At 58.1% G+C, this 22,360-nt stretch carries 18 protein-coding genes; 11 read left to right on the top strand and 7 right to left on the bottom strand.

All coding sequences use genetic code 11. The features are described from left to right. Window positions 1-26: 26 nt before the first annotated feature. The 7 genes from FYB92_RS08390 (at window position 27) to FYB92_RS08360 (ending at window position 6,339) form a co-directional block, all read left to right on the top strand. A complete protein-coding gene (locus FYB92_RS08390) occupies window positions 27-362 on the top strand; it encodes a DUF2849 domain-containing protein (protein ID WP_003620288.1) in 336 nt (111 codons plus the stop codon). After that, a complete protein-coding gene (locus FYB92_RS08385; RefSeq protein WP_332828468.1) occupies window positions 355-2,043 on the top strand; it encodes a nitrite/sulfite reductase in 1,689 nt (562 codons plus the stop codon). Before FYB92_RS08390 ends, FYB92_RS08385 begins: the two co-directional genes overlap by 8 nt. Next, window positions 2,030-2,524, top strand: a complete 495-nt coding sequence (locus FYB92_RS08380; protein ID WP_075595270.1) for a DUF934 domain-containing protein — start codon at window positions 2,030-2,032, stop codon at window positions 2,522-2,524. Before FYB92_RS08385 ends, FYB92_RS08380 begins: the two co-directional genes overlap by 14 nt. Before the next feature lie 70 nt (window positions 2,525-2,594). Further along, window positions 2,595-3,923, top strand: coding sequence for a 3-deoxy-D-manno-octulosonic acid transferase (locus tag FYB92_RS08375; protein WP_247066088.1), 1,329 nt, complete (start codon window positions 2,595-2,597; stop codon window positions 3,921-3,923). Further along, window positions 3,923-4,909, top strand: coding sequence for a tetraacyldisaccharide 4'-kinase (gene lpxK / locus FYB92_RS08370; RefSeq protein ID WP_075595272.1), 987 nt, complete (start codon window positions 3,923-3,925; stop codon window positions 4,907-4,909). The genes FYB92_RS08375 and lpxK overlap by 1 nt, the downstream gene beginning before the upstream one ends. Window positions 4,910-4,941: 32 nt before the next feature. Next, window positions 4,942-5,823, top strand: a complete 882-nt coding sequence (locus FYB92_RS08365; protein WP_247066117.1) for a lauroyl acyltransferase — start codon at window positions 4,942-4,944, stop codon at window positions 5,821-5,823. Window positions 5,824-6,000: 177 nt separating this feature from the next. Further along, window positions 6,001-6,339, top strand: coding sequence for a hypothetical protein (locus FYB92_RS08360; protein WP_003620298.1), 339 nt, complete (start codon window positions 6,001-6,003; stop codon window positions 6,337-6,339). Between the two features lie 64 nt (window positions 6,340-6,403). Here FYB92_RS08360 and FYB92_RS08355 read toward each other — a convergent pair whose 3' ends face one another. Beyond that, window positions 6,404-7,642 carry a penicillin-binding protein activator gene (locus FYB92_RS08355; protein ID WP_332828467.1) on the bottom strand — a complete coding sequence of 413 codons (1,239 nt, stop codon included), beginning with the start codon at window positions 7,640-7,642 and terminating at the stop codon, window positions 6,404-6,406. 167 nt (window positions 7,643-7,809) lie between these two features. Between FYB92_RS08355 and rsmI the strand changes: the two genes are divergently transcribed. Continuing rightward, complete coding sequence (rsmI, locus tag FYB92_RS08350; RefSeq protein WP_332828466.1) at window positions 7,810-8,688, top strand: 16S rRNA (cytidine(1402)-2'-O)-methyltransferase; 879 nt, start codon at window positions 7,810-7,812, stop codon at window positions 8,686-8,688. A gap of 120 nt (window positions 8,689-8,808) precedes the next feature. Here rsmI and FYB92_RS08345 read toward each other — a convergent pair whose 3' ends face one another. Both FYB92_RS08345 and mbfA read right to left on the bottom strand, forming a co-directional pair. After that, window positions 8,809-9,429 carry a LolA family protein gene (locus FYB92_RS08345; RefSeq protein WP_408891875.1) on the bottom strand — a complete coding sequence of 207 codons (621 nt, stop codon included), beginning with the start codon at window positions 9,427-9,429 and terminating at the stop codon, window positions 8,809-8,811. A gap of 302 nt (window positions 9,430-9,731) precedes the next feature. Next, a complete protein-coding gene (gene mbfA, locus FYB92_RS08340; protein ID WP_003620304.1) occupies window positions 9,732-10,691 on the bottom strand; it encodes an iron exporter MbfA in 960 nt (319 codons plus the stop codon). A gap of 607 nt (window positions 10,692-11,298) precedes the next feature. Between mbfA and FYB92_RS08335 the strand changes: the two genes are divergently transcribed. Then, on the top strand, window positions 11,299-14,235 hold the full coding sequence (locus FYB92_RS08335) for a TonB-dependent receptor domain-containing protein (RefSeq protein WP_332828465.1): 2,937 nt from the start codon (window positions 11,299-11,301) through the stop codon (window positions 14,233-14,235). Window positions 14,236-15,013: 778 nt separating this feature from the next. Here FYB92_RS08335 and FYB92_RS08330 read toward each other — a convergent pair. Both FYB92_RS08330 and FYB92_RS08325 read right to left on the bottom strand, forming a co-directional pair. Continuing rightward, window positions 15,014-16,423 carry a glutamate--cysteine ligase gene (locus FYB92_RS08330; RefSeq protein ID WP_332828464.1) on the bottom strand — a complete coding sequence of 470 codons (1,410 nt, stop codon included), beginning with the start codon at window positions 16,421-16,423 and terminating at the stop codon, window positions 15,014-15,016. Window positions 16,424-16,512: 89 nt separating this feature from the next. Next, a complete protein-coding gene (locus FYB92_RS08325) occupies window positions 16,513-17,256 on the bottom strand; it encodes an RsmE family RNA methyltransferase (protein ID WP_332828463.1) in 744 nt (247 codons plus the stop codon). 191 nt (window positions 17,257-17,447) lie between these two features. On the opposite strand from FYB92_RS08325, the gene ubiA reads away from it, so the two are divergent. After that, window positions 17,448-18,374 carry a 4-hydroxybenzoate octaprenyltransferase gene (gene ubiA / locus FYB92_RS08320; RefSeq protein ID WP_332828462.1) on the top strand — a complete coding sequence of 309 codons (927 nt, stop codon included), beginning with the start codon at window positions 17,448-17,450 and terminating at the stop codon, window positions 18,372-18,374. A 48-nt stretch (window positions 18,375-18,422) separates the two neighbouring features. On the opposite strand, the gene FYB92_RS08315 is transcribed toward ubiA, so the two are convergent. Both FYB92_RS08315 and FYB92_RS08310 read right to left on the bottom strand, forming a co-directional pair. After that, window positions 18,423-19,166, bottom strand: coding sequence for a dienelactone hydrolase family protein (locus FYB92_RS08315; RefSeq protein WP_040510841.1), 744 nt, complete (start codon window positions 19,164-19,166; stop codon window positions 18,423-18,425). 42 nt (window positions 19,167-19,208) lie between these two features. Then, complete coding sequence (locus FYB92_RS08310) at window positions 19,209-20,627, bottom strand: sugar porter family MFS transporter (RefSeq protein ID WP_003620324.1); 1,419 nt, start codon at window positions 20,625-20,627, stop codon at window positions 19,209-19,211. Between the two features lie 310 nt (window positions 20,628-20,937). On the opposite strand from FYB92_RS08310, the gene FYB92_RS08305 reads away from it, so the two are divergent. After that, a complete protein-coding gene (locus tag FYB92_RS08305; RefSeq protein ID WP_003620326.1) occupies window positions 20,938-22,278 on the top strand; it encodes a gluconate:H+ symporter in 1,341 nt (446 codons plus the stop codon). The last annotated feature ends 82 nt before the right edge of the window (window positions 22,279-22,360 follow it).

The following is a 22,360-nucleotide window of genomic DNA, read 5'->3' as shown; positions in this document are numbered from 1 at the left end:
CCTCGCCTGAAAGGGATTGACCAGAAGTGGATGTCAGGAACAACCGCCGCACAACAGCAGGCTCAAGCGTCATCACGGCCAATCGCCTGCTTGATGGGCGGATCGTCTGGCTGACGGATCAGGGAACATGGTCCGTGGATATTGCCTGCGCCGCGACATGGCCGAACGACCGGATTGAAACCGTGATCGCCGATACCGCCCGCCACCAGCAGGATCAGGGCGTCGTGGGCGTTTACGGCGTGCAGCTTGCGGATCAGGCGGCGGGGATCACCCCGCTTACGGTGCGGGAACGCATTCGCGCCTTTGGCCCCACCGTGCATCCACACTTCGTCCCCTCACATGAGGATACCCCCCATGCCTGACACAGCCCTGGCCCCAGCCGTTGGCCGTTATGCCTATGACCAGGTGGACCGCACGTTCCTGCATGAACGGGTGGAGCAGTTCCGCGACCAGGTGGCGCGCCGTATCGCTGGCGACCTGACCGAGGACCAGTTCAAGCCATTGCGGTTGATGAACGGCCTGTACCTGCAACTGCACGCCTATATGCTGCGTGTGGCTATCCCTTATGGCATGCTTGGTGCGGCACAGATGCGTGAACTGGCGCAGATTGCGCGCACCTATGACCGGGATTACGGGCATTTCACCACCCGGCAGAACCTGCAGTTCAACTGGATACGTCTGGAGGATACCCCCGATATCCTTGCCCGACTGGCGGCTGTGGACATGCATGCCATCCAGACCAGCGGCAACTGCATCCGTAACGTGACATGCGACGAATTCGCGGGGGCTGCGGCGGACGAGGTTCTGGACCCGCGCATCCATGCGGAAATCCTGCGCCAGTGGTCCACCCTGCACCCGGAATTTTCCTTCCTGCCGCGTAAGTTCAAATTCGCCATCACCGGCAGCCCCCATGACCGGGTGGCGGCACGTTTCCACGATGTCGGCCTGATCGCCCGCCCCGGCGATGACGGTCGCGCGGTGTTCGATGTATATGTCGGTGGCGGGCTGGGACGCACGCCGGTCATTGGCGTCCTGCTGCATGATGGCCTGCCGGAAGAGGATCTCCTTGCATGGCTGGAGGCGATCGTGCGTGTCTATAACGCGCACGGGCGTCGGGATAACATGTACAAGGCCCGCATAAAGATCCTTGTACAGGCCCTTGGGATCGAGCGTTTTCGTGAAGAGGTCGAAGCCGAATTCGCACGGATGGACCGGGCGCGCTATCGGCTGGACCCCGCCATTGTCACGGGCATTCGCGCACGTTTCGCCGTGCCCGACCTGCATGCCCCCGCCGATGCGGCACAGAAATTGCAGGCCAGTCGTGCCAGTACTCCCGCCTTTGACCGCTGGGTGCGCACCAACACGCATCCGCACAGGGTCGCCGGTTTCATCTCTGCGGTCATTTCGCTCAAACCCGATGGCGGAATTCCCGGTGACGCCACGGCGGATCAGATGGATATCATCGCCGGGCTTGCCGAACGTTACAGCTTTGGCGAAATCCGCATTACCCACATGCAGAATGTCGTGCTGGGCCATGTGCGGCAGGACCAGTTACTGGCGCTGTGGCAGGAACTCGCATCGGCGGGACTGGCAACGCCGAACATCGGCCTTGTGGGGGACATCATCGCCTGCCCGGGACTGGATTACTGTTCCCTGGCGAATGCGCGCTCCATTCCCATTGCGCAAAAGCTCAGCGCACGCTTTGCCGATCCCGGCCTGCAGGAACGCATCGGCGCATTGCGCATCAATATCTCCGGCTGCATCAATGCCTGCGGGCATCACCATGCAGGCCATATCGGCATCCTTGGCGTGGACAAGCGCGGGGAGGAATATTTCCAGCTTACGCTGGGCGGGTCGGGTGAAAATGATGCCGCCATTGGCCAGATCATCGGCCCGGCCCTGCCAGAGGACGAAACCGTGGACGCCATCGCGGCGCTGATTGATGCGTATCTGGTGCATCGACACGACGGCGAACGGTTTGTTGATACCTATCGGCGGCTTGGCGCTGCCGTCTTCAAGGATGCTGTCTATGCCCCTGCTTGAAAATGGCCGGATCGTCGCGGATGACTGGGTACATGTCCCTGATGATGCCCCCTGTCCTGCCGACGGGGCGGTCATCGTATTATTCGCCCGGGTGGAAGAAGCACTGGCGCGCCCTGGTGCCGCACCAGTGGGCGTACGCCTGAATCCCGACACGGATGTGGCGACCCTGAACACCGTGCTGCCGCGCCTTGGGCTGGTCAATGTGGACTTTCCGGGCTTTCGCGATGGACGCGCCTTTACCCAGGCCCGCGCCCTGCGTGAGCATCTGCACTTCACCAAAGAAATCCGCGCAACCGGGCATGCCCTGCCTGACCAGTACGAATTTATGCTGCGCTGTGGCATCACTACGGTCGAAATCGCTGAAAATGCCGACCCCTCCGTATGGGAAAAGGCGCATACACGCTTTACCGTGGCATATCAGCCTTCCGTCCTGAACGAAAAGTCACAGGGATTTGGCCTGCGCCGCTTTCTTGATGCCTGAAGGAATGCCGGGGTAAAGGGCACACCAGCTTGCACTTTCGCCCCGGCATCCCCCATGCTACCGCAAGAACATGCAAACGCATGTACCGCAACCGTGCAGCCTGACATTCCGCGACAGGATATGCGGCCACCTGTCATCCGCCGCGTGGGCGGGGGTGGCGACGATGCTTGCCCCCATATTGCGTATCCATCTTGCGCGGCGCGTTCGCAGGGGCAAGGAAATCGCCGCGCGCGTGGGCGAACGGCAGGGGATCGCAACCTGCCCGCGCCCTGACGGGCCGTTATTATGGCTGCATGCTGTCAGCGTGGGTGAAACCCTCTCCATACTCCCCGTCATCGCTGCATTACACCATGACCGGCCGGACCTGCATTTCCTTGTCACCACGGCCACCACCACGTCAGCAGCCCTGCTGTCCCAACGCATGCGCGGACTGCCCCATGGGGGACGGATCATCCATCAGTTCGTACCGCTGGACGTACCCGCGTGGATGCGTCGGTTCGTGCGCCATTGGCACCCCGATGCCGCAATACTTACGGAAAGCGAGTTATGGCCGAACATGACAGCGGCCTGCCTGCATGACCATGTCCCCGTACTCCTGATAAACGGGCGCATGTCCGATCGATCCTTCGCCATGTGGCGACGCCTGCCCTGCCTGATCGGCGCCATGTTACGCAGGCTGACATGGGCATGCGCACGTTCGGCAGAGGATGCACAACGTTTCCGTATCTTGGGACGCGACACCATCACGGTGCTTGGCGACCTCAAGGACGCAGCCCCGCCCCCACAGGTAGACACGGACCTTGCACTGCTGCGACGCCAGATTGGCCAGCGTCCCGTCTGGATCGCGGCCTCCACGCATCCAGGTGAAGAGGAAATCATCCTGCATGCAGCCTCCCTGGCGCGCGAGCATGTTACAAACCTGCTGACGATCCTGATACCACGCCATCCCGAACGCGGGGCAGCCGTGATGCAAATGGCGCGGCAAGACATCCCGCGTCGCGCCCTGGGGCAGGTTCCCGGCGAACAGGACAGCATATGGATATGCGACACCGTGGGGGAGATGGGCCTGTTTTACGCACTGCATTGCCCGGTCCTGATGGGGAACAGCCTGCTGCCTGCCCCACAGGGGGGTGGCCACAACCCGATGGAGCCAGCACGCCTTGGCAACGCATTGGCAAGCGGCCCGTCGATCGCCAATTTCCGGCAGGCGTTCATGACGCTGGGCGCGGCCGTGACATATGTGACCAATGCGCATGAACTGGCGCATTGGGTGGTGGACATGCTTTCCCACCAGGACAGGTTGCGCGACGCCATCAGGGCAAGCCAGTGCGTGGCAGCCAATGATACGCAGGTCGCCCGACGTGTCGCCACAGGGATCATAAAGGCGGTGTATCACTGATGCGCGCTCCACGCTTTTGGGACTGGCGGGCCGGGGGGCACGATTTTCCGGCAGGGCTGCTTTCCCCTGCGTCATGGCTCTATGCCGCCATTGGCACCCTGCGTCAGCGCCGCCACCCATGGTGCGCACCGGTGCCCGTCCTGTGTTGCGGCAACCTGACGGTAGGGGGAACCGGCAAGACGACAGTGGCACTGGACCTTGGCCGCCGACTTGTTACCCGTCATCGCCGGGTTGCATTCCTGACACGGGGATATGGGGGCGACATACGCCATTCCGTGCGGGTACAGGCCGGGATGCATACGGCACGCGATGTGGGCGACGAAGCCATGCTGCTGGCACAGGTGGCCCCGTGCTATGTCGGGGCGGACAGGACACAGACCGCACGCCTTGCGATCGCGGACGGGGCTGATTGCCTGATTATGGATGACGGGCTGCAAAATCCCGGCCTGCGGCGTGATTTTTCCATCGTGGTGGTGGATGGCCATCAGGGATTCGGCAATGGACGCGTGCTTCCGGCCGGGCCATTGCGTGAACCCGTATCGTCCGGCCTGTCACGCGCGCAGGCTGTGCTGCTGATCGGTGAGGACCGGACCGGCGTGCTCGGCAACCTTGCCCCCCACCTGCCGTGCCATCATGCGACATTGCAGCAGGAAAGAAGCAATCTGCCTGCGGGCTGCCATGTCGTGGCATTCGCGGGAATCGGACGGCCTTCCAAATTCTTCGACGGGATACGCCGCCTGGGCCTTGATATGCGACAGAGCGTCGCCTTTGCCGACCACCACCCCTATCACCCTGCCGAACTGGCACAATTATTGAAGACCGCACACGCGATGAACGCCCGACTGGTTACGACGCCCAAGGATTTTGTCCGCCTGCCCCCCGATTTTCAGGCAAAGGTCACAGCCATCGGGGTTTCACTCTGCTGGACCAACCCACAGGTGCCTGAACGCCTGCTGGATACCTGGTTGCGAAAGGCCGGGCAGTGACCCCGGCGCATGACAGGCCGCCACCGCGCCACATGAAGATAGAGGCGGCGCTACTGTCTGGCCTGCTTGCCATATTACGGCGCATGCGGCCGGAACAGGCATCCAACGTGGCGGGCCGGACCTGCCGCATGCTTGGCCCGTGGCTGCCGGTTTCAAAAGTGGCTGATGCCAACCTGCGCTATGTCATGCCACATCTGGGCCGTCGTTCACGGGCGCGAATCATCCGCGACATGTGGGAAAATATCGGCCGTAATGCCGGCGAACTTCCCCACATTGCACAGCTTCCACAAAATCCTGCATCCGGCCCCGGATGGGACGTTGTTGGCGCCGAACATCTGCGCGCACAGGCCGATACAGGCAAACCGGTCATGTTCGTATCGGGGCATATCGGCAACTGGGAAATGCTGCCTCCGGCTGTGGCACGCTATGGGCTGGTATTCTCTTCCTTCTACCGTGCGCCGAACAACCCCTATGTGGACCGGATGCTATGCGATCTGCGTAACAAGGCTATGGGACAGGCCGTGCCCCTGTTTGCCAAGGGCGCGCGCGGCGCGCGACAGGCACTGGCGCACCTGATCCGTGGTGGCCATCTGGGGATGCTGGTCGATCAGAAGATGAATGATGGAATCGAGGCCCGATTCTTTGGCAGGCCCGCAATGACCGCCAGCGCGATGGCGGCAATGGCGCTGCGACAGGAATGCCCGGTCATTGCGGGATATGTGGAACGACTAGGCCCGGCCCGCCTGCGCATCCATGTTTCCCCGCCACTGCCGCTGCCCGATACGGGCGATCGCAAGCAGGATCAGTTGCTACTGACGCAGCAGGTCAACGATTACATTGAACAAAAAATACGCCAACATCCGGGCAGCTGGTTATGGCTGCACCGCCGATGGAATGGGCAATTGAACAATTAATGGTCAATTAACGACTCTAAAGCGCAACAAAGCATTGCTTTTTTGTCACGCTTGGCAATTTCTGCCTCATTCTTCGGCTTCCTGCGACAGATTCAGTTTGGCAAGTACTCATGCAAGACTTACGGTCGAGACGTGCTGTTAACGCATAGGATATGTCAGAGGGCCGACATCATGAGCATGATGAATCATCAGTTTCCTGCCTCCAATGTTATTCCGCTTCGACAGGGGTTCCTGCCCCGCCATTACGAATATCTGATGCGTTGGCTGGAAGCGGGCACCTGCATGGGACTGTGTGATGTTGATGTCGCTTCGGCCGAAGATGGCGAAGGCATCGAGCATGTGCTTGTCTGGGTCCGTGAAAACGCTGACCCGGCCTACATGATCCAGCCCGAAGGCATGCGCTGGGTCCTGATCGACCAGTTGCGCGAACGCCGCCTGTCGTCCTATCGCAGCTTTGAAGCCGCGCTTTACGCCATACGTCCCGTGCTGTCCTGTGGTGCGACCGCTGCGGCATGAGCGCCGCAGCCTGACAGGCCTGACGCCATAGGGCGGGAAAAGTTCCCGCCCGTGCTTTTTATGCTTAGTTCGTGCCGTTCTGCAGCCGTCCCGAAGGGGCCTGGACCATCTGGCTCCCTCCTTCGGGCAGTATCTGGAAAATTGCCAGATCACGGCGCGTCCGGCCATTGGCTGTAAAGCCAAAGACGCCATCCACCCCGGAAAACCCTTCATTACGGGTCAGTGCCGGTAGCGAATACCCATTCCGCGCGCCGCTGGCTGGTGGCACCTGATCCAGCGCCTTGACCAGGGCCGCCGCGTCATAGGACAGATCCGCCAGCGGGGTTGGCATATGGTGGTACTGCGCCATGAACAACTGCACGAAATGCTGTCTGCTTGCCGGGTCCGGCGCGGCGTACCAGGCATTATGCAACTGCGCCAGCTTGCCCGCGAACGCCCCCCACAGGCCCGGTCCCATGATCCGTATCTGGGATGGGGAAACCTGCGCCACCCGTAGCCCTTCGATCACATGGCCAAGTTGCAGCCCCGTATCCGCCAGCAGCAGCGCATCGAATGGCGGTGGCGGCAGGGTGGATGCGTCTGCCGGCTGTGATGTGGGCGCCGGTACGGGGTCTGCCGGTGTTGATTCAGGGTTGGCTGGATCGACACCGGCGGGTGGGGCCTCAACCGGGGCAGCCGCCGCCGCCTGTGTCGCCGCACTCGCGGCGCGACTGTCATAGGCAGAGAGTGTCTTTATCTGTGCGGTAATTTCAGCCGGTGTTGTCCCATGATACATGATCTGGGGCGATTGCAGGCCATGTTCGCTACAGCTTTGCAAAAGGGCATCGCCCATGGCGTGCCCCAGCGCCGTATTGGGCAGGAAGGCCGCGAAATGCTGCCGGTTTTCACGGATGGCGGCCCCGACCATACGACGGACCTGCTGTTCGGGGGCGATACCCAGTATCCAGACATCGGAACGTGCGACCGACACATCGGATGTAAAGGACAGCATGGGCAGCCCTGCCTGCGTCGTGACAGCCGCCGCCTGTGTTGCATCCCCTGCCGTCAACGGACCAAGAATGATCCCGTCGCCCGCCTGCACCGCAGCCTGTGCCGCAGCGGTGGCACCACCGGGGGCGGCCGTGTCGTGGATATCGAGTTTGGGGGCCGTTGGCGTATTCATGGCCATACGCGCGGCACTGAGCATTTCCTGCCCCAGCCGCGCATTATTACCCGTCAGCGGCAGAAGCACGCCAACATTCCGCCCGGCATGAGGGGTCTTCGTCCCCTCCCCCCCACCGGCGCATGCCGCGAGCGTGGACATAACGACCCCGGCCAGCAATAAGGCCTTGCAAGGAAATCCCTGAGTGGCAGAAACAGTATCCTGTCCAAGCTTGCGGGTTACCAATGTCTGACGACTCATTTCTTTCGCCTTTGCAATCTCGATCCGCGACGATCCATAGCGGAGATGCGAAGCCACGTCATGCGGGGATGGAGGATATGCATGTCATATCGTCGCATGATGCAGGCATATTGACGCTGGTGGCAACGCCGATCGGTAATATGGGCGATATTTCCGCACGCGCCGTTCAATGCCTGAACGAAGCTGACCTGATCCTGTGCGAAGATACGCGCACCAGTGCGAAGCTTCTGCAGGCGCACGGCATCAAGACACGCACACGCCCCCTGCATGACCATAACGAGCAGGACCGCATCCCCGGCCTGCTGGAACAATTGCAACAGGGGCGCAAGATCGCCGTTATTTCCGATGCCGGCACCCCCCTGATGTCGGACCCTGGATATCGTCTGGTGCGCGCCGTTATCGCAGGTGGCGGGCATGTCACAGCGGTGCCGGGGGCCAATGCCGCCGTCATGGCGCTGACCCTGTCGGGATTGCCCCCCCATCCCTTCATGTTTTCCGGTTTTCTGCCGCCACGCGATGCCGCACGCCGTGAAAACCTGTCGGTCCTGCGCGCGGCGGAACAGGCGGGACTTTCGGCAACACTGGTCTGGCACGAAGCACCGCATCGCCTGGCGGAAATGCTGGCATCGCTTGCAGCGGTGTTTGGCCCGGATCGCCCGGCTGCTGTCGCACGCGAACTGACCAAAAGATTTGAGGAAGTCAGGCGTGGGCCGGTGGGCGAACTGGCACACTATTATCAGAACCATGCGGCCCGGGGGGAAATCACGGTCATCCTTGGGCCGCCACCGGCGGATGATACGGGACCACAGGATCTGGACACCCATCTGCGCGAAGCCCTGAAATCGCTTTCGCTCAAGGATGCGGCGTCACTGGTGGCAGGCATCGTCAACCTGCCCCGACGCACCGTTTATGCCCGTGCGCTGGAACTGACACGCGACGCACAGTGACAGGGAATCATGCATCCTGGGGGGAGCTTTTTTTCGAGATTGCGCCGCCCCCATGATGCTTTTGGGAAAAGACTTTTCCAAACTCTTTGTGTTTTCGAGGCGTGTGGAAATTATATTTCCCTATTTTTCGCCAATATCCGTGTTGAACAGGCGATCCGGCGGTTCCGCCCCCCCCACGGTGGCATGCAGCAGGTCCACCCGCGTGCTTTCCCCTTGCGCATCCTGAACGATCCATCCCCGCAGGCGCAGCCCCTTATCCTCTTGGAACAAAAGCGTCAGGCTGCCATCGCCGGGCGAATCAGCACGGACCAATGTAATTTCGATCTCCGGCCCCTCATGCATCAGGGCTGTCACCCGCACATCGCCTGACAGTTCAAGATGCGGACGCAGCAGGAGGCCGATCGGCGTCTTGTCCATTGGCATCGTCGTGGTCTGACCCAGTTCGCTGTCGTTAAAGACAACCTGATCATGGTTGGCAACCAGCAGAAGCGGGCTGGGTGGATCGTACTGGAAACGCATGCGACGATTCCTGCGGTCCAGCCACGCAGTGCCGGTGGACTGCTTTCCATCCGATGCTACCTGATGAAACTGCGCGGTCAGCAGCGTGATGGTGTTAAGGTGTTCCTCGATTCGATTGATGAGGGCATGGTCCTGATCCGAGGCGCCTACGACCATCTGCGCCTGTGCCGATGCTGGCTGGGCATAGGCCCCAAGCCCAAGCACCAAGGGCATCACCAGCATGAACGGGCGCATGCAGCGCAGGCGCAACAGAGAAGAACGGTCACGATGTTTCATCGGGCAATGATCCAACCAGAAAAAGCGCATGCACGTGCCTGCCCGATCACTTCGTCAAGATCAAGGCAAAGAGAGTATTTGAAAACAGATCATTGATAAAAAAGAAAAGTTTTTGGGTACCGCCTTATTTGGGAAAAAGGCGGCGTCTTCTGAAAGTTTAAAAAAACCTTCACCAAAAACCTTCATAATTTCAGCACGTTATCGATCCAGACTTTTCAAACAGTCTCAAAACGGCAGGCCCGACCGGATCAGCCCGTACTGCCAATCAGAACACCTGCGGCAAATACCAGCGCCCCACCAATGACAATCTGCACGATTGCCGATCCAAACGGCGTATCCTGATACCGCCAGCGTATCCATGAAATGACGAACAGTTCGACCACCACCACAGCGATGGCAGCCATCAGGGCCGTGGTGAAATTATCGATCAGGAACGGCAGCGTATGCCCGATTCCTCCCGCCGTTGTCATCAGCCCGCAGATCAATCCGCGCAAAAGCGGCGCACCACGGCCGGACAGCTTGCCATCATCGGACAATGCCTCTGCAAAGCCCATGGAAATCCCTGCCCCGACAGAGGCAGCCATTCCCACCAGAAACGCATTCCACGGCAGGTGCGTCGCAAACGCGGCCGCAAAAACCGGCGCAAGCGTGGAGACGGAGCCATCCATCAACCCCACAAGACCGGGCTGTATGATCTGCAGGACAAAGCGGCGGCGGGCGTCCTCGTCCTCGTCCTCGCGCTTGGAGGCAGGAAGGCGATCGAGTTCGATGGCGCCTGCCGCCTGTTCATGCCGGTCTTCGGCCAGGGCCAGATCCCCCAGCAGCTTGCGCGTTGCGATATCCGTCGTGCGTGTCGCCGCCTGACGATAAAACCGCGCCGCATCAAGTTCCATCTGGCGGGCATGGCGACGCACCGCATCAATCCCCTGCCCCTGGATCTGCCATGCAGGCTTACGGATCAGGAAACCTGCGATATCCTGCCGCCGGATCAAGGGAATATGCTGGCCGAAGCGGCTGGCATACAGGTCGATCAGGTCACGGCGGTGCTGATCCTCCTCTGTCGCCATGTCAGTGAAAATTTTCGAGGTGTCGGGAAATTTCTCCCGCATGGCATAGGCAAAATCAGAATAGATGCGGCCATCCTCTTCCTCGTTTGAAATGGCAAGGGCAAGGATTTCCTGATCCGTCAATGTCGAGAACTTTCGCATGCGTTACTGTATGCAGCAAAGTAGCCATCATGCTCAAGCCATTTCATAAACGAAAATAATTCTTATTATACAATAACGATTGAATTCAGTTCTTGATAATAAAAGTCACTATTAATGAACCCAACCTGAAATCGCGCCAGAGTTCCAGAAATCAATTCCAATATATGGATTTTCTTCAACCCAGACACAGGACAGGTTCGTTTCATGGCATCTTCATGCGTCACCGGACACGATAACGGGCGTAACGGTCCACGCAACACAATCCGTTGAACGTTCACACACCGTATGGCGCGTTCTTCTGTCCCGCACGCTTCATATTTCGGATATGACCTCATCGAAAATCGTGGATATGATCTAACCAATGTACATTATTCATCTGATCCATCAGTAAGATACAGCACTTCAAACGAAGTTTTGATGATTATTTTAGAAATTTACAACAAACAATATAACACATTAAAATATATAGAAATTTTTCACCACTTCACACCATCCGCACTTACTGTACTCACCACATAACCAAAAGCTATTTACCACGCTTAATTTCGAAATAGACGTTTTTCTTTATCAGGACGCACACTTCAGTTCGGAATCGTAACATATTGATATGCTCACGATCGTATTCAGGAGTGGCAGGACAATGACGACAAGAAAGCGCTTAAAAATCCATTTATTGCCCTTTACGGTCATATCCTCTGGGGCAGTGATCTTTTTCATGGAACAGGGCCATGCGGCATCGCCACCACCTGTTACGCCAGATACAGGCAGAAGACAGCCTATCTCTGCTCAAACACCCCCTGCTTCCGCCAAGGGTTCACACTTACAGAAGAAGGAAAAGACCCCTTCAAACAGCGAAGTTATCATGGTGACGGGAACCCATATTGCCAATTCACGCATCAAGTCACCAACACCCATCAGTTCCCTGAGCCAGAGCGAAATCCAGAACCAGGCCCCCAGCAACAACCTTGCTGATCTCGTCAACCAAATGCCGCAATTTGCCGGCAGCACGACACCACAGAATTCAAGACTGTCGCTGAGTAGCGGACTTGCCGGGATCAATGCCCTGAATCTGCGAAATCTTGGGGCGGAACGCTCGCTCGTGCTGCTTGATGGGCGACGTATAACGCCTTCAGCCATTACGGGCATTGTCGATATCAACACAATCCCCCAGCAATTGGTAAAACGTGTTGATGTCGTGACGGGTGGCGCATCCGCACAATATGGTTCGGACGCGGTTGCGGGCGTTACCAATTTTGTACTCGACAAGACCTATACAGGGCTGAAAATTGACGGGGATTCCGGCATTTCAGACTATGGTGACGGCATAAACTACCATACTGCGGTGACGGGCGGATTTGGTTTTGCACATGGCAAGGGCCATGTCCTGCTGAGCGGTGATTACGCCCATCAGGACGGCATCTACAGCGTTGACCGCCCCTGGAATTTTAATGGCCAGCGCATTATTGCGAACCCGGAATATGCAAGCGGTAATGGGCAACCGTATTATATCAGGGTTGGCAATGCAGGCACGAACTATGCCCTTCCGGGCGGGATCATCAATTCTTCGACCGGTGGCGTGACGAATTCGCTCCGTGGCATCTATTTCGGTCAGGGGGGCAGCGTAAACCACTATAATTACGGTTCTCTTTCGACCTCAAGCGTTACGGTCGGAGGCGATCATGCACTTGCCAATGATGGCAAGGACATTGGCCTCGAACCGATGAGCGATCGAAAGAATATTTATGGACGTCTGAGTTATGACGTCGCGCCCTGGATGACGCTGTATGGTGAAGGTTCATACAACCAGAGCGAATATATCTATAACGCCGGGCCACAATATCTGAGCGCCATCAAGCTAAGTGGATCCAATCCGTATCTTGTTGATGCGCTGGGATCATCTGCATTGCAAAATGTTTCGTCCGTAACGTTGGGGACAACGGCACTCGACCTGCCATATCGCCGTACTGACAACCGGCGATCGGTACAGCGCTACACATTTGGTGGCGAAGGTAATTTTACGCTGTTTGGCAAACCTGCATCGTGGAATGCCTATGCCCAATATGGGGTCATGCATTCAAAGGAACAGATTTACAACGTCATGAATACGGCAAAAATTGCGAATGCAACCAATGCCGTGCGCTCGTCAACAGGGCAGATTGTCTGTGCCTCGTCGCTGACTGATCCATCGAACGGATGTTCGCCCATCGACTGGTTGGGCACCGGCGTCATATCGACTGCGGCAAAGGATTATGTTCTGGGCAACCCATGGCGTGAGGAAAGATTTCAGGAAATCGTATCCGGCGTAAACCTGTCGATGATTCCGTTTGCGACCTGGGCTGGTGACGCCAATATCGCCGTTGGCGGAGAGTATCGTGATGAACGTGCGTCCGGATACGTTCCAACCCAGTATCAATCAGGCTGGTCCGTAGGTAATTTTCTGCCGACATTTGGTCATTATGATGTCAAGGAAGCCTATGTCGAAGGTGCAGTACCCCTTGCAAAGGGCCTGTCGGTCAATGCCGCCGTGCGCGCAACCGATTATTCGACATCGGGTTATGTCACGACATGGAAAATTGGCGGCACCTGGCAACCAATCCAGGATATCCTGTTCCGCGCAACGGAATCACATGATATCCGTGCGCCAAATATTGATGAATTGTATAACGCCGGAACATCCCAGACAACATCCGTTCTGAACCCGGTGACCGGTGCAACAGAAACCGTACTGTCAAGAACAACAGGAAACACGAAATTAAAGCCTGAAAAGGCGAATACAACAACAATCGGGGCCGTGATTACACCACGTTATACGCCGGGACTTTCCATTTCTGTTGACTGGTTTCATACCAAGATCAAGGATGCGATCGAGCAGTTCTATCCGCAGACCATTATTGACGAATGCTATTCAGGCTATACCCAGTTCTGCGCTGCGATCAAACCGGACCCGACCGGAACACGCGACCTTCTCATGTCTGCGTCACCCTTCAACTTTGCAAAACTTGAAACCAGCGGGATTGATATTGATGCCTCCTACCGGTTTCCTTTGCGCCGTATCCTGAAGAATGCAAACGGGTATTTCGTCATCCATGGGCAGGCCACCAACTATCTGAAATATGTCTCTGCCTCCGGGCTGGGTTATGCTGTCGATACGTCGGGGGACATTTCATCTGGGCCGCCACGGTGGATCTATCGCTTTTCAGCATCCTATACTACATCACGCTACAGCATTACCGCAGTCGCGCATGGTATCAGTTCAGGACATTACTCCAACAGCTATGTGACATGCACGACATCCTGCGGCGCATATAATGCCGACTATCCGTCTATCAACAACAATCATGTCGCCGGTCTTTTTTACTTTGATCTCAATGGCACATACACACTTCCAGTCCAGAACTCAGCAAAAGTACAATTGTTCCTTAACGTCACAAACCTGGCGAATTCCCATCCACTTCTAGTTCCAGAAAGCGGACTTGCGGCGGATACCACCTACAGCAACCTTCTGGGCCGCACATATCGTGGAGGAGTCAGGATGGAATTCTGAAATTTACCTTATATTCCTGCCAACAAAATATTTCACATAAGCCAGGACCGTCTTCTGATATGGGCGGCATGAAGAATACCCTTCATTTCATTATGATCCCATTCCAGTATTTTTATATATGTGCTGGAATGGGCAACCTGACGATGCGCCATATTTCCTATAATTCTTTGTCCCATGCGTATATTTTTTAAAATCATGCCATCAAGATACGCTGGATACTCATGCCATATGGCAACATCAGGATATATTGTGTAATCTGTACAAGCTGTTTTGTGCTGACAGTTACCAAACAGAGAAATATATACCCTCTAATATCCTGCAAGAAATAGAATCATACCAGAAGGTTTCTTTACCTTCCTGCTCGCAAGGAGGATATTTATCCCTACCCTGCGCGCGCCTGATGATGCCGCCATATCAGAACGCACCATTTCATCGAAATCTTCTTGGAGACTATTTGAAAACAGGCCGTTAATAAAAAATAAGAAAAGTTTTGGGTACTGATTTTTTTCAAAAAGGCAGTGTCTTTCGAAGGTTTTTGGAAAAATCTTCACCAAAAACTTTTATAATTTCAGGATGTTACCGCGCGTGGACTTTCAAACAGTCTCTTATAAAATCATACGATATTCAAAAATATCTCTGCATAAGACAACAGACAGACCATACGCAGCCACAGGCCATCTTGACGCACATCCCATGAAAAAAGCGCCTGTTTTATTAACAGGCGCTTTTTCAATAACGGATGGGATCATTGACTGGCGATGATCCCACCTGAAACAGTTCAGATCGCCGCTTCGTCAAAAATACGGGTTACATCCCCACCCCAGCGACCATGATAGGCCTGCAACCATGCTTCAGCCTGTGTCGGGCCGCCTGAAGTAATTTCATGCAAGGGGTCGAGGTAATGCGCCTCATCACGTCCGGTGGCGTCCTTTTGCGCCCTGGCATGCAGACCATCCGTGGCGATATCGACCATACGCTTTGCCAGATCACGCACACTTCCGCCCGCCCATGGCGCGTGCAGACCCAGACGCGGCACCTCGGCGCGCAGGCTGACATAACTCTCCCACGGCTGTTCATGCACAAGGGCATCAGCCGCCGCCAGCGCGGCGTCATCATACAGCAGGCCAACCCACAATGCCGACTGCGCCAGCATCATTTCGGGCGACCCGGCATCCGCACCACGCATTTCAAGAAACTGCTTCAGCCGGACATCAGTAAAGGCGGTGGTCATGTGATCTTCGAAATCACCCATGGTCGGGGTCAGGCCCTCCAGCCCCTTTTGGGCTTCACCCTTCATCCATGCGCGGAAGGACCGGCCCGCCACATCATGAATCCTGCCATCGCGCATGATGAAATACATCGGCACATCCAGCAGCCATTCGACATATGCCTCGAACCCGAAATGAGGGGCAAAGAATTCGACGGGCATTCCCGAACGCCGGTTATCCGTGTCGGTCCAGACATGGGCACGGTTCGACAGAAGGCCATTGGGGTGGCCCTCGTAAAATGGTGAATTCGCAAAAAGTGCTGTCGCCACTGGCTGCAACGCAAGGGAGACACGCAGCTTGCGTGCCATATCCTGTTCGGATGCGAAATCAAGATTGACCTGCACCGTGCAGGTCCTCAGCATCATGTCCAGCCCCAGCGTGCCGACCTTTGGCATGTAGTCACGCATAATGGCATAGCGGCTCTTGGGCATGGTGGGCATGTCCCCGCGCCGGGCGAAGGGATGAAACCCCAGCGGCGCAAACCCAATGCCAAGCCGGTCACAGATGGGATGCAGGCTGTTGAAATGCCCGTCCATCTCCGTCCGGGTTTCATGCAGTGTCGCCAGCGGCTTACCCGACAGTTCGAACTGTCCCGCGGGCTCAAGGGAGATTGAGGCCCCCTTGTGCGCCTCAGCCCCCTTCAGGCCGATCAGCGCCCCTTTGTCGCGGATATCGTGCCACGCCCTGCCTTCGCCCTGTTGCAGGGCCGACAGGACGGCATGGATGCCATCGGGCTCATATGGTGGTGGCAGCCATGGGCTGCGCCCCGCTGGCGTGGCCTGGGGGCGGATGAAACCGAATTTTTCATGTTCCGTGCCGATCCGCCACGCATCTTGTGGTTTTGACCCCTGCGCCAGCAGGCTGGCCAGTTGGGTAACCGATTCGATCGGAGTTATATCTTGATCGCCAGGATTGGACATGACGTGGCGGGAATCCTCGTTACAGAAAGAATGCAAAACCATTGTGGACCGGATTTGGTCCCTATGCCAGAGAACGGTCGGACCTCTCCCTATCCGGCCATTCCCATACGGATACCAGCCCCCATCAGGGCCAGCCCCGCCGCCGCCGCCGTATCGGCCCGCAGGACAAGCGGCCCCAGCGACAACAGACGCGTTGCGGGCCGCCCACGCAGGAAGTCCTGTTCACGCGGTGAAAAACCGCCTTCCGGACCAATCAGCAGGGCATCGCCGGGACACGCACGGGGAACTTCGCTTTCCTGCGCCGTGGGGTCCAGACGTTCCAGTGCGACAAACAGTTGCATATCAGTGGGGGCATGCGCAATCGCCTCCATCATCGGCCGGATCGGGGCGATGGCGGGAACATCAAGGCGTTCGCACTGCTCGCTGGCTTCGCGCGCAATAGCAGACAGGCGCCCCTCGTTCAGGCGATGGGTATTCGTGCGTTCCGTAATGACCGGATAAAAGCATTCCACACCCAGTTCCGTTCCCATACGGATGATCATTTCGGTCGCATCGCGTTTCAACGGCGCGAACATGATCCCAGGCCCCTGCGTCACGCTTGGCGGACGGTCCATATGCACCAGGCGGATTGCCCCACGATCACGGCGCAGCACCTCTATGGTCGCGGACCATTCACCATCGCGGGCATTGAACACAACCACGCGCCCGCCTGCGGACAGGCGCAGCACATTACCCAGGTAATGCGCCCGGTCCGGTTCCAACCGGATCACCGCATCAGGGCACATGGGTGGAAATGCCTGTGGGTCCATGAACAGGCGGGGGCTGTCCCTCATGATGTTTCCTTTGGTCTATGGCGCATCTGTGGCCCGTTTCGGGGCCGCCATCATATCGGCCATCGTATCAGCTATCGTCTCGGCCCGGACTTGACCACGCACGATCATCCGGCCCATCTGTGTCCGCATTAGCAGTCAGGTCGCCCGGCGTCATCGTCATGTCGGGCCTTATCGCCGGGAGAATACATGCAGTGACCCAGCCTGCGTCGCATACCGACATCCGTACTGACGGCTGGATCGGCCGCCTTCCGGCCCCACTGCGTCCTTATGCCCTGCTGGCGCGGCTTGACCGTCCCATCGGGACATGGCTGCTGTTCCTGCCGGGGGTGTGGGGCATCCTGCTGCCCGCTGATGTGGCCCCGCGCGAACGTCTTCGCCTGATCGTGCTTTTTGGTATCGGCAGCATCGTCATGCGTGCAGCCGGGTGCGTGGTCAATGACATGTGGGATCGTGATATCGACCGCATGGTTGCACGTACCGCCGGACGGCCACTGGCCAGCGGTGCGCTGCGCATGCGCGAAGCCGGGCTGTTCCTGCTCGCACTGCTGCTGATCGGGTTTAACATCCTGATGTGCCTCAATCCCCTGTCGCGGGCACTGGGTGCATCATCGCTGCTGTTGGTGGCGCTTTACCCGCTGGCCAAGCGGGTGACATGGTGGCCGCAACTGGTGATGGGATTTACGTTCGGGTTTGGCGCGCCACTGGGATACGCGGCGGCAGCGGACCGGATCGACCTTGCGCAAGGCGCACTCTATGCCGCGACCATCGTGTGGCAACTGGGGTTCGATACGATCTATGGCTTTCAGGATATGGAAGACGACGCCCGCATTGGCGTCAAATCCACGTCGCGCCTGATGGCACGCAGGGCACGTGGGTTTGTCGGGACATGTTACGCCCTCGCTCTGGCGGGGATTGCGGCGGCGGCTATCCTGTCACATCAGGGATGGGGATTCTGGGCCGGCCTGCCGGTGCCCGCCGCGCTGCTGACCTGGCAGGTCATGCGTCTTGATGAACACGATGCACCGCAATGCCTGCGCCTGTTCCGTTTTAACCGCGAAACCGGCCTTGCCGTGGCGCTGGTGTTGCTCGCAGGGTTGCTGACGCGCGGCATGTCCTGACGCAGGCACGCAGCCCTTGATGCACATGGGGGCGTACTGCCCCCGCACTCATGTCAGGTTACGGTGGAACAAGGCCCCGGCCATATCCATACATTGTAAAAAGAGCGCCGCGTCGTACCGTGGCCCCTCGTCACGCAGGAAGGCATGCTGCGCATTGAATTCATGCCATTCATAACGCGTGCCCGCCTGTTCCATCCGTTCGCGGATCAACTGCCGTCCCGCGAATGGCACATGCGGGTCCTGACGTCCCCACACCATCATCACCTCACCGCGGAGCTCAGGCAGGCGCGCCAACGTATCATCATGCTTTCCCTCCCCAAGGGAAGCACTATGGATATCGGTGGCATAAAAACATGCCGCCGCGCGCACGCGCGGATCGAACGCCGCCCGGAATGCAAGATGCCCGCCAAGACATACGCCAAGTGTGCCCACACGCCCTGAACAGGCCGCACATTCTTCCATCAGCCATGAGACCGCCGCGCATGCATCATCGTCATATGCCGCAAGGGGCTTGGCATATTTCAGGGTATTGCCCCGATCCGTGCCGACCTTGTCATAGGCCAGGACCGTGCCCGCGGGTTCGTACTCGTGATATACCTCGGGCACAGCGACGACATATCCCTGTCCCGCCACCATGGCCGCGAGCCTGCGTATGGGGGCTGTGACCTGATAAATCTCGGAAAACAGCACGATGCCCGGAAAACGCCCTTCCGCCATGGGGCGGAAGACATGCAGGCGCATCCGGCCAGAGGGCGTGTCGATATCGAATGTTTCGTCAGTCCGGATAATCATGTTTCTTCCATCAAAGGTGCACAACGCCCCGATCATGCCATATCAGCGGCCAAGGTCACGCAGCCTGCGTCCCTGCATCAGGTGATCTTCGATCGCTTCGAGGGAGACGCCCTTGGTTTCTGGCACGAAGCCCAGGGTAATGACGATGAATATCGCGTTCATCAGCGCAAAAAGCCAGAAGGTCCGTGCCTCTCCCAACCCTTCGAGCACCGAAAGGAACGTGTTGCTGATCAGCCAGTTGGCGGCCCAGTTCGTAAATGTCGAACATGCAATCCCGAAATCACGTCCCCGCAATGGCTGTATTTCAGAACACAGCGTCCATACCAGCGGCCCCGCCCCCATGGCGAACCCCGCGACAAACAGCAACAATGCCGCCACCATTCCGATTTCCTGCGGCAGGGTCGAGGCCCCCATCGCGACCAGCCCCCCCGCGACCGCCATGCTCAGCGTCATGACAACGCAACTCAGCAACAGCAGAGGCCGCCGCCCCCAACGGTCAATGAACATGATCGCAAGCCCCGTGGCCGCCATGTTGACCAGCCCGATGATCGCCGTGGACCAGGTGGAGGCGGCAACCCCGAAATGCGCGGCCTGAAACACCTTGGGCGCATAATACATCAGCACATTGATGCCCGTCAGTTGCTGCATCACCTGCAACAGCATGCCCAGCCCGACGGAGCGGCGGAAATTTGGGTTGGTGCGAAAAAAGGTCCACACGTTTGTGTGTTCTTTCTTCAGCTCGCTGGCGATATCGTCAATTTCACGATCCGCCTCCTGCGGGCTGGAGCGGAGATAGCGCATGACAAGCCGTGCATGGCGCGTATCCCCACGCATCATCAGCCAGCGCGGACTGTCGGGCAGGAACAGGCATCCGATGCAAAACACCACCGCCGGCAACGTCATCAGCCCCAGCATCCATCGCCAGTGCCCGCCATAGGACAGGAAACTGTCCACCACATAGGCAAGGAAAATACCCAGTGTCATCATAAGCTGGTAGCATGAGATCAGAGACCCGCGCGCTGATTCCATCGCCACCTCGGAAATATAGAGCGGTGCGGTGAAAGCCGCGATCCCGACCGCAAGGCCGAGGAAGATGCGACCGATGACAAGCACCACGACAGACGGCGCAAGCGCACAGGTGATCGACCCGAGCAGGAACAGGATCGCCGCCCCCATCAGCGCCTTGCGCCGGCCGAAACGGAACGACAGGTTCCCCGCGATGATCGACCCCACGGCTGCGGCAGCCATCATGGAGGAGACGATCCATTCCTGCATCTGTGCGGAGGCATGGAATTCATCGCCAATAAATGTCAGCGCCCCGGCGATCACCCCGGTATCAAGGCCGAACATCAACCCGGCAAGGGCCGCCAGCAGACTGACCCCCACGGAACGGGCCAGGAATTCCGATGATCCTGCCCCATCGTCGCGTGTTGCTGGTGCCGGGGGCTGAAGTGACGACATGACAGTTTCCTTATCCGGTTTTTATGCTGAAAGCGCCGGTGGCTTTCATTCTGTCTTGTTATTTGCAACTGTTGTCATTGCTCGAATAATGCCGCGACGTGGGTATCCCCTGGCGGGCATGTCCCGACAGCTTATGGCAAAGGATTAATTTTTCCAGTCACCATCCCGACACGGATGCACACGAACACGCATCCCCCCGGACATTCCCCACGTTATGCCTGCATCACGCATGCAATCCCGCACACCCTGCCATATTGTGATACAAACCGCGTCAAGCCACTCACGATAATAATAATTTTCAGATGTGATGATGTCTCCTTTTCTTGCCGTTACCATTGCCGTCATGGCCATACTCGCCGTGATCGTGCTGATCGGGCGTTGCCGGATCAACCCGTTCATCGTGCTGTTCAGCGTATCGGTGCTGTTGGCGCTGTGCGCGGGCATGCCGCCGCAAAAGGCCATTTCCTCGTTCGAAGAAGGCGCGGGCAAGGTCCTGGGCCATGTCGCCACCGTCATCGCGCTGGGTACGATGCTGGGCAAGATGCTGGCGGAATCAGGCGGTGCGGATCAGATCGCGCTGACCATCACCCGCATTGCGGGCGAACGCCGCGTCAGTTGGGCCATGATGGTCATTGGCCTTCTGGTTGGACTGCCGGTCTTTTTCGAGGTCGGGTTCGTCCTGCTTATCCCGCTGGCCTTCACACTTGCGCGGCGAACACGCACGCCGCTGCTGATGGTGGCGCTGCCGATGGGGGCGGCACTTTCGGTCACGCATGCAATGGTACCGCCCCATCCGGCAACCCTGCTGGCACTGGCGGCCTATCATGCCGATACGGGCCGCACGATCCTGTGGGGTGCCGTGATTGGCACGCCCATCGCGGCACTTGCCGGGCCTGTCTATGCCCGGTTCATCACCCCCCGAATCGGCACAACGAACGAGGCCGCGCTTGCCAGCCAGTTCGTCAATAATGAAGCACCCGCCAACCTGCCGCCCTTCATGACCACGGTCTTTTCGATTCTGTGCCCGGTTATACTGATGCTGGCGGGATCCGTGGCGGATCTCGTGTCGCGGCCGGGTGGCGGCACCAATACGTTCCTGCATTTCATCGGCAATACAGATATCGCGCTGTTGATCGCGACGCTGCTGTCATTTTACGTGCTGGGGGTGGCGCGCGGGTTTTCACGTGCGACGATCCTGAAATTCACCAATGACTGCCTTGCCCCCACCGCCCTGATCATGCTGCTGGTCGGTGCAGGGGGCGGTTTCGGCCGTGAACTGGTCGATAGCGGGATTTCATCGGCCATCACCACACTGGCACTTGGCGCGCATGTGCCGTTGCTGGTGCTGGCATGGCTGTTGGCGGTCGTGGTGCGTGTGGCCACGGGGTCCGCCACCGTGGCCATGAGTACGGCCTCGGGAATCGTGGGGCCAATCCTGTTGCATTCCCATGGCGTGTCACCTGAACTGATGGTGATTGTCACGGGGGCTGGCTCGGTGGCGCTTGGTCCGCTCAACGATGCGGGTTTCTGGCAGATCAAGGAATATCTGGGTCTTACAGTGGGACAGACCATCCGAACATGGTCGGTCGTGGAAACCCTGATCGCTGTACTGGGCCTGCTTTTCACGCTGCTGGCATCGCTGTTCATCTGAAGGGCGCCAACATATCAAATATAAATAATTTTTCAGGCCTGTCGGGAATTATCGTGCATTGGGGGCTGCGCATGATCTGCCC

Origin of the sequence: Novacetimonas sp. GS1 (assembly GCF_036686925.1) — a bacterium.
In the GTDB taxonomy this organism is placed as follows: Bacteria; Pseudomonadota; Alphaproteobacteria; order Acetobacterales; family Acetobacteraceae; genus Novacetimonas; species Novacetimonas hansenii.
Note: the sequence above shows the minus strand (reverse complement) of the source record. Positions and strands in the feature narration are given on the sequence as shown.

Coding starts and splice junctions, on each gene's coding strand:
- FYB92_RS08385 (WP_332828468.1), top strand. CDS start 355: ATGCCTGACACAGCCCTGGCCCCAGCCGTTGGCCGTTATGCCTATGAC.
- mbfA (WP_003620304.1), bottom strand. CDS start 10,691: ATGCGAAAGTTCTCGACATTGACGGATCAGGAAATCCTTGCCCTTGCC.
- FYB92_RS08365 (WP_247066117.1), top strand. CDS start 4,942: ATGAAGATAGAGGCGGCGCTACTGTCTGGCCTGCTTGCCATATTACGG.
- FYB92_RS08330 (WP_332828464.1), bottom strand. CDS start 16,423: ATGTCCAATCCTGGCGATCAAGATATAACTCCGATCGAATCGGTTACC.
- FYB92_RS08360 (WP_003620298.1), top strand. CDS start 6,001: ATGATGAATCATCAGTTTCCTGCCTCCAATGTTATTCCGCTTCGACAG.
- FYB92_RS08345 (WP_408891875.1), bottom strand. CDS start 9,429: ATGCTGGTGATGCCCTTGGTGCTTGGGCTTGGGGCCTATGCCCAGCCA.
- FYB92_RS08380 (WP_075595270.1), top strand. CDS start 2,030: ATGCCCCTGCTTGAAAATGGCCGGATCGTCGCGGATGACTGGGTACAT.
- FYB92_RS08375 (WP_247066088.1), top strand. CDS start 2,595: ATGCAAACGCATGTACCGCAACCGTGCAGCCTGACATTCCGCGACAGG.
- FYB92_RS08325 (WP_332828463.1), bottom strand. CDS start 17,256: ATGAGGGACAGCCCCCGCCTGTTCATGGACCCACAGGCATTTCCACCC.
- lpxK (WP_075595272.1), top strand. CDS start 3,923: ATGCGCGCTCCACGCTTTTGGGACTGGCGGGCCGGGGGGCACGATTTT.
- FYB92_RS08355 (WP_332828467.1), bottom strand. CDS start 7,642: ATGTCCACGCTCGCGGCATGCGCCGGTGGGGGGGAGGGGACGAAGACC.
- FYB92_RS08315 (WP_040510841.1), bottom strand. CDS start 19,166: ATGATTATCCGGACTGACGAAACATTCGATATCGACACGCCCTCTGGC.
- FYB92_RS08305 (WP_003620326.1), top strand. CDS start 20,938: ATGTCTCCTTTTCTTGCCGTTACCATTGCCGTCATGGCCATACTCGCC.
- rsmI (WP_332828466.1), top strand. CDS start 7,810: ATGGAGGATATGCATGTCATATCGTCGCATGATGCAGGCATATTGACG.
- FYB92_RS08310 (WP_003620324.1), bottom strand. CDS start 20,627: ATGTCGTCACTTCAGCCCCCGGCACCAGCAACACGCGACGATGGGGCA.
- FYB92_RS08335 (WP_332828465.1), top strand. CDS start 11,299: ATGCTCACGATCGTATTCAGGAGTGGCAGGACAATGACGACAAGAAAG.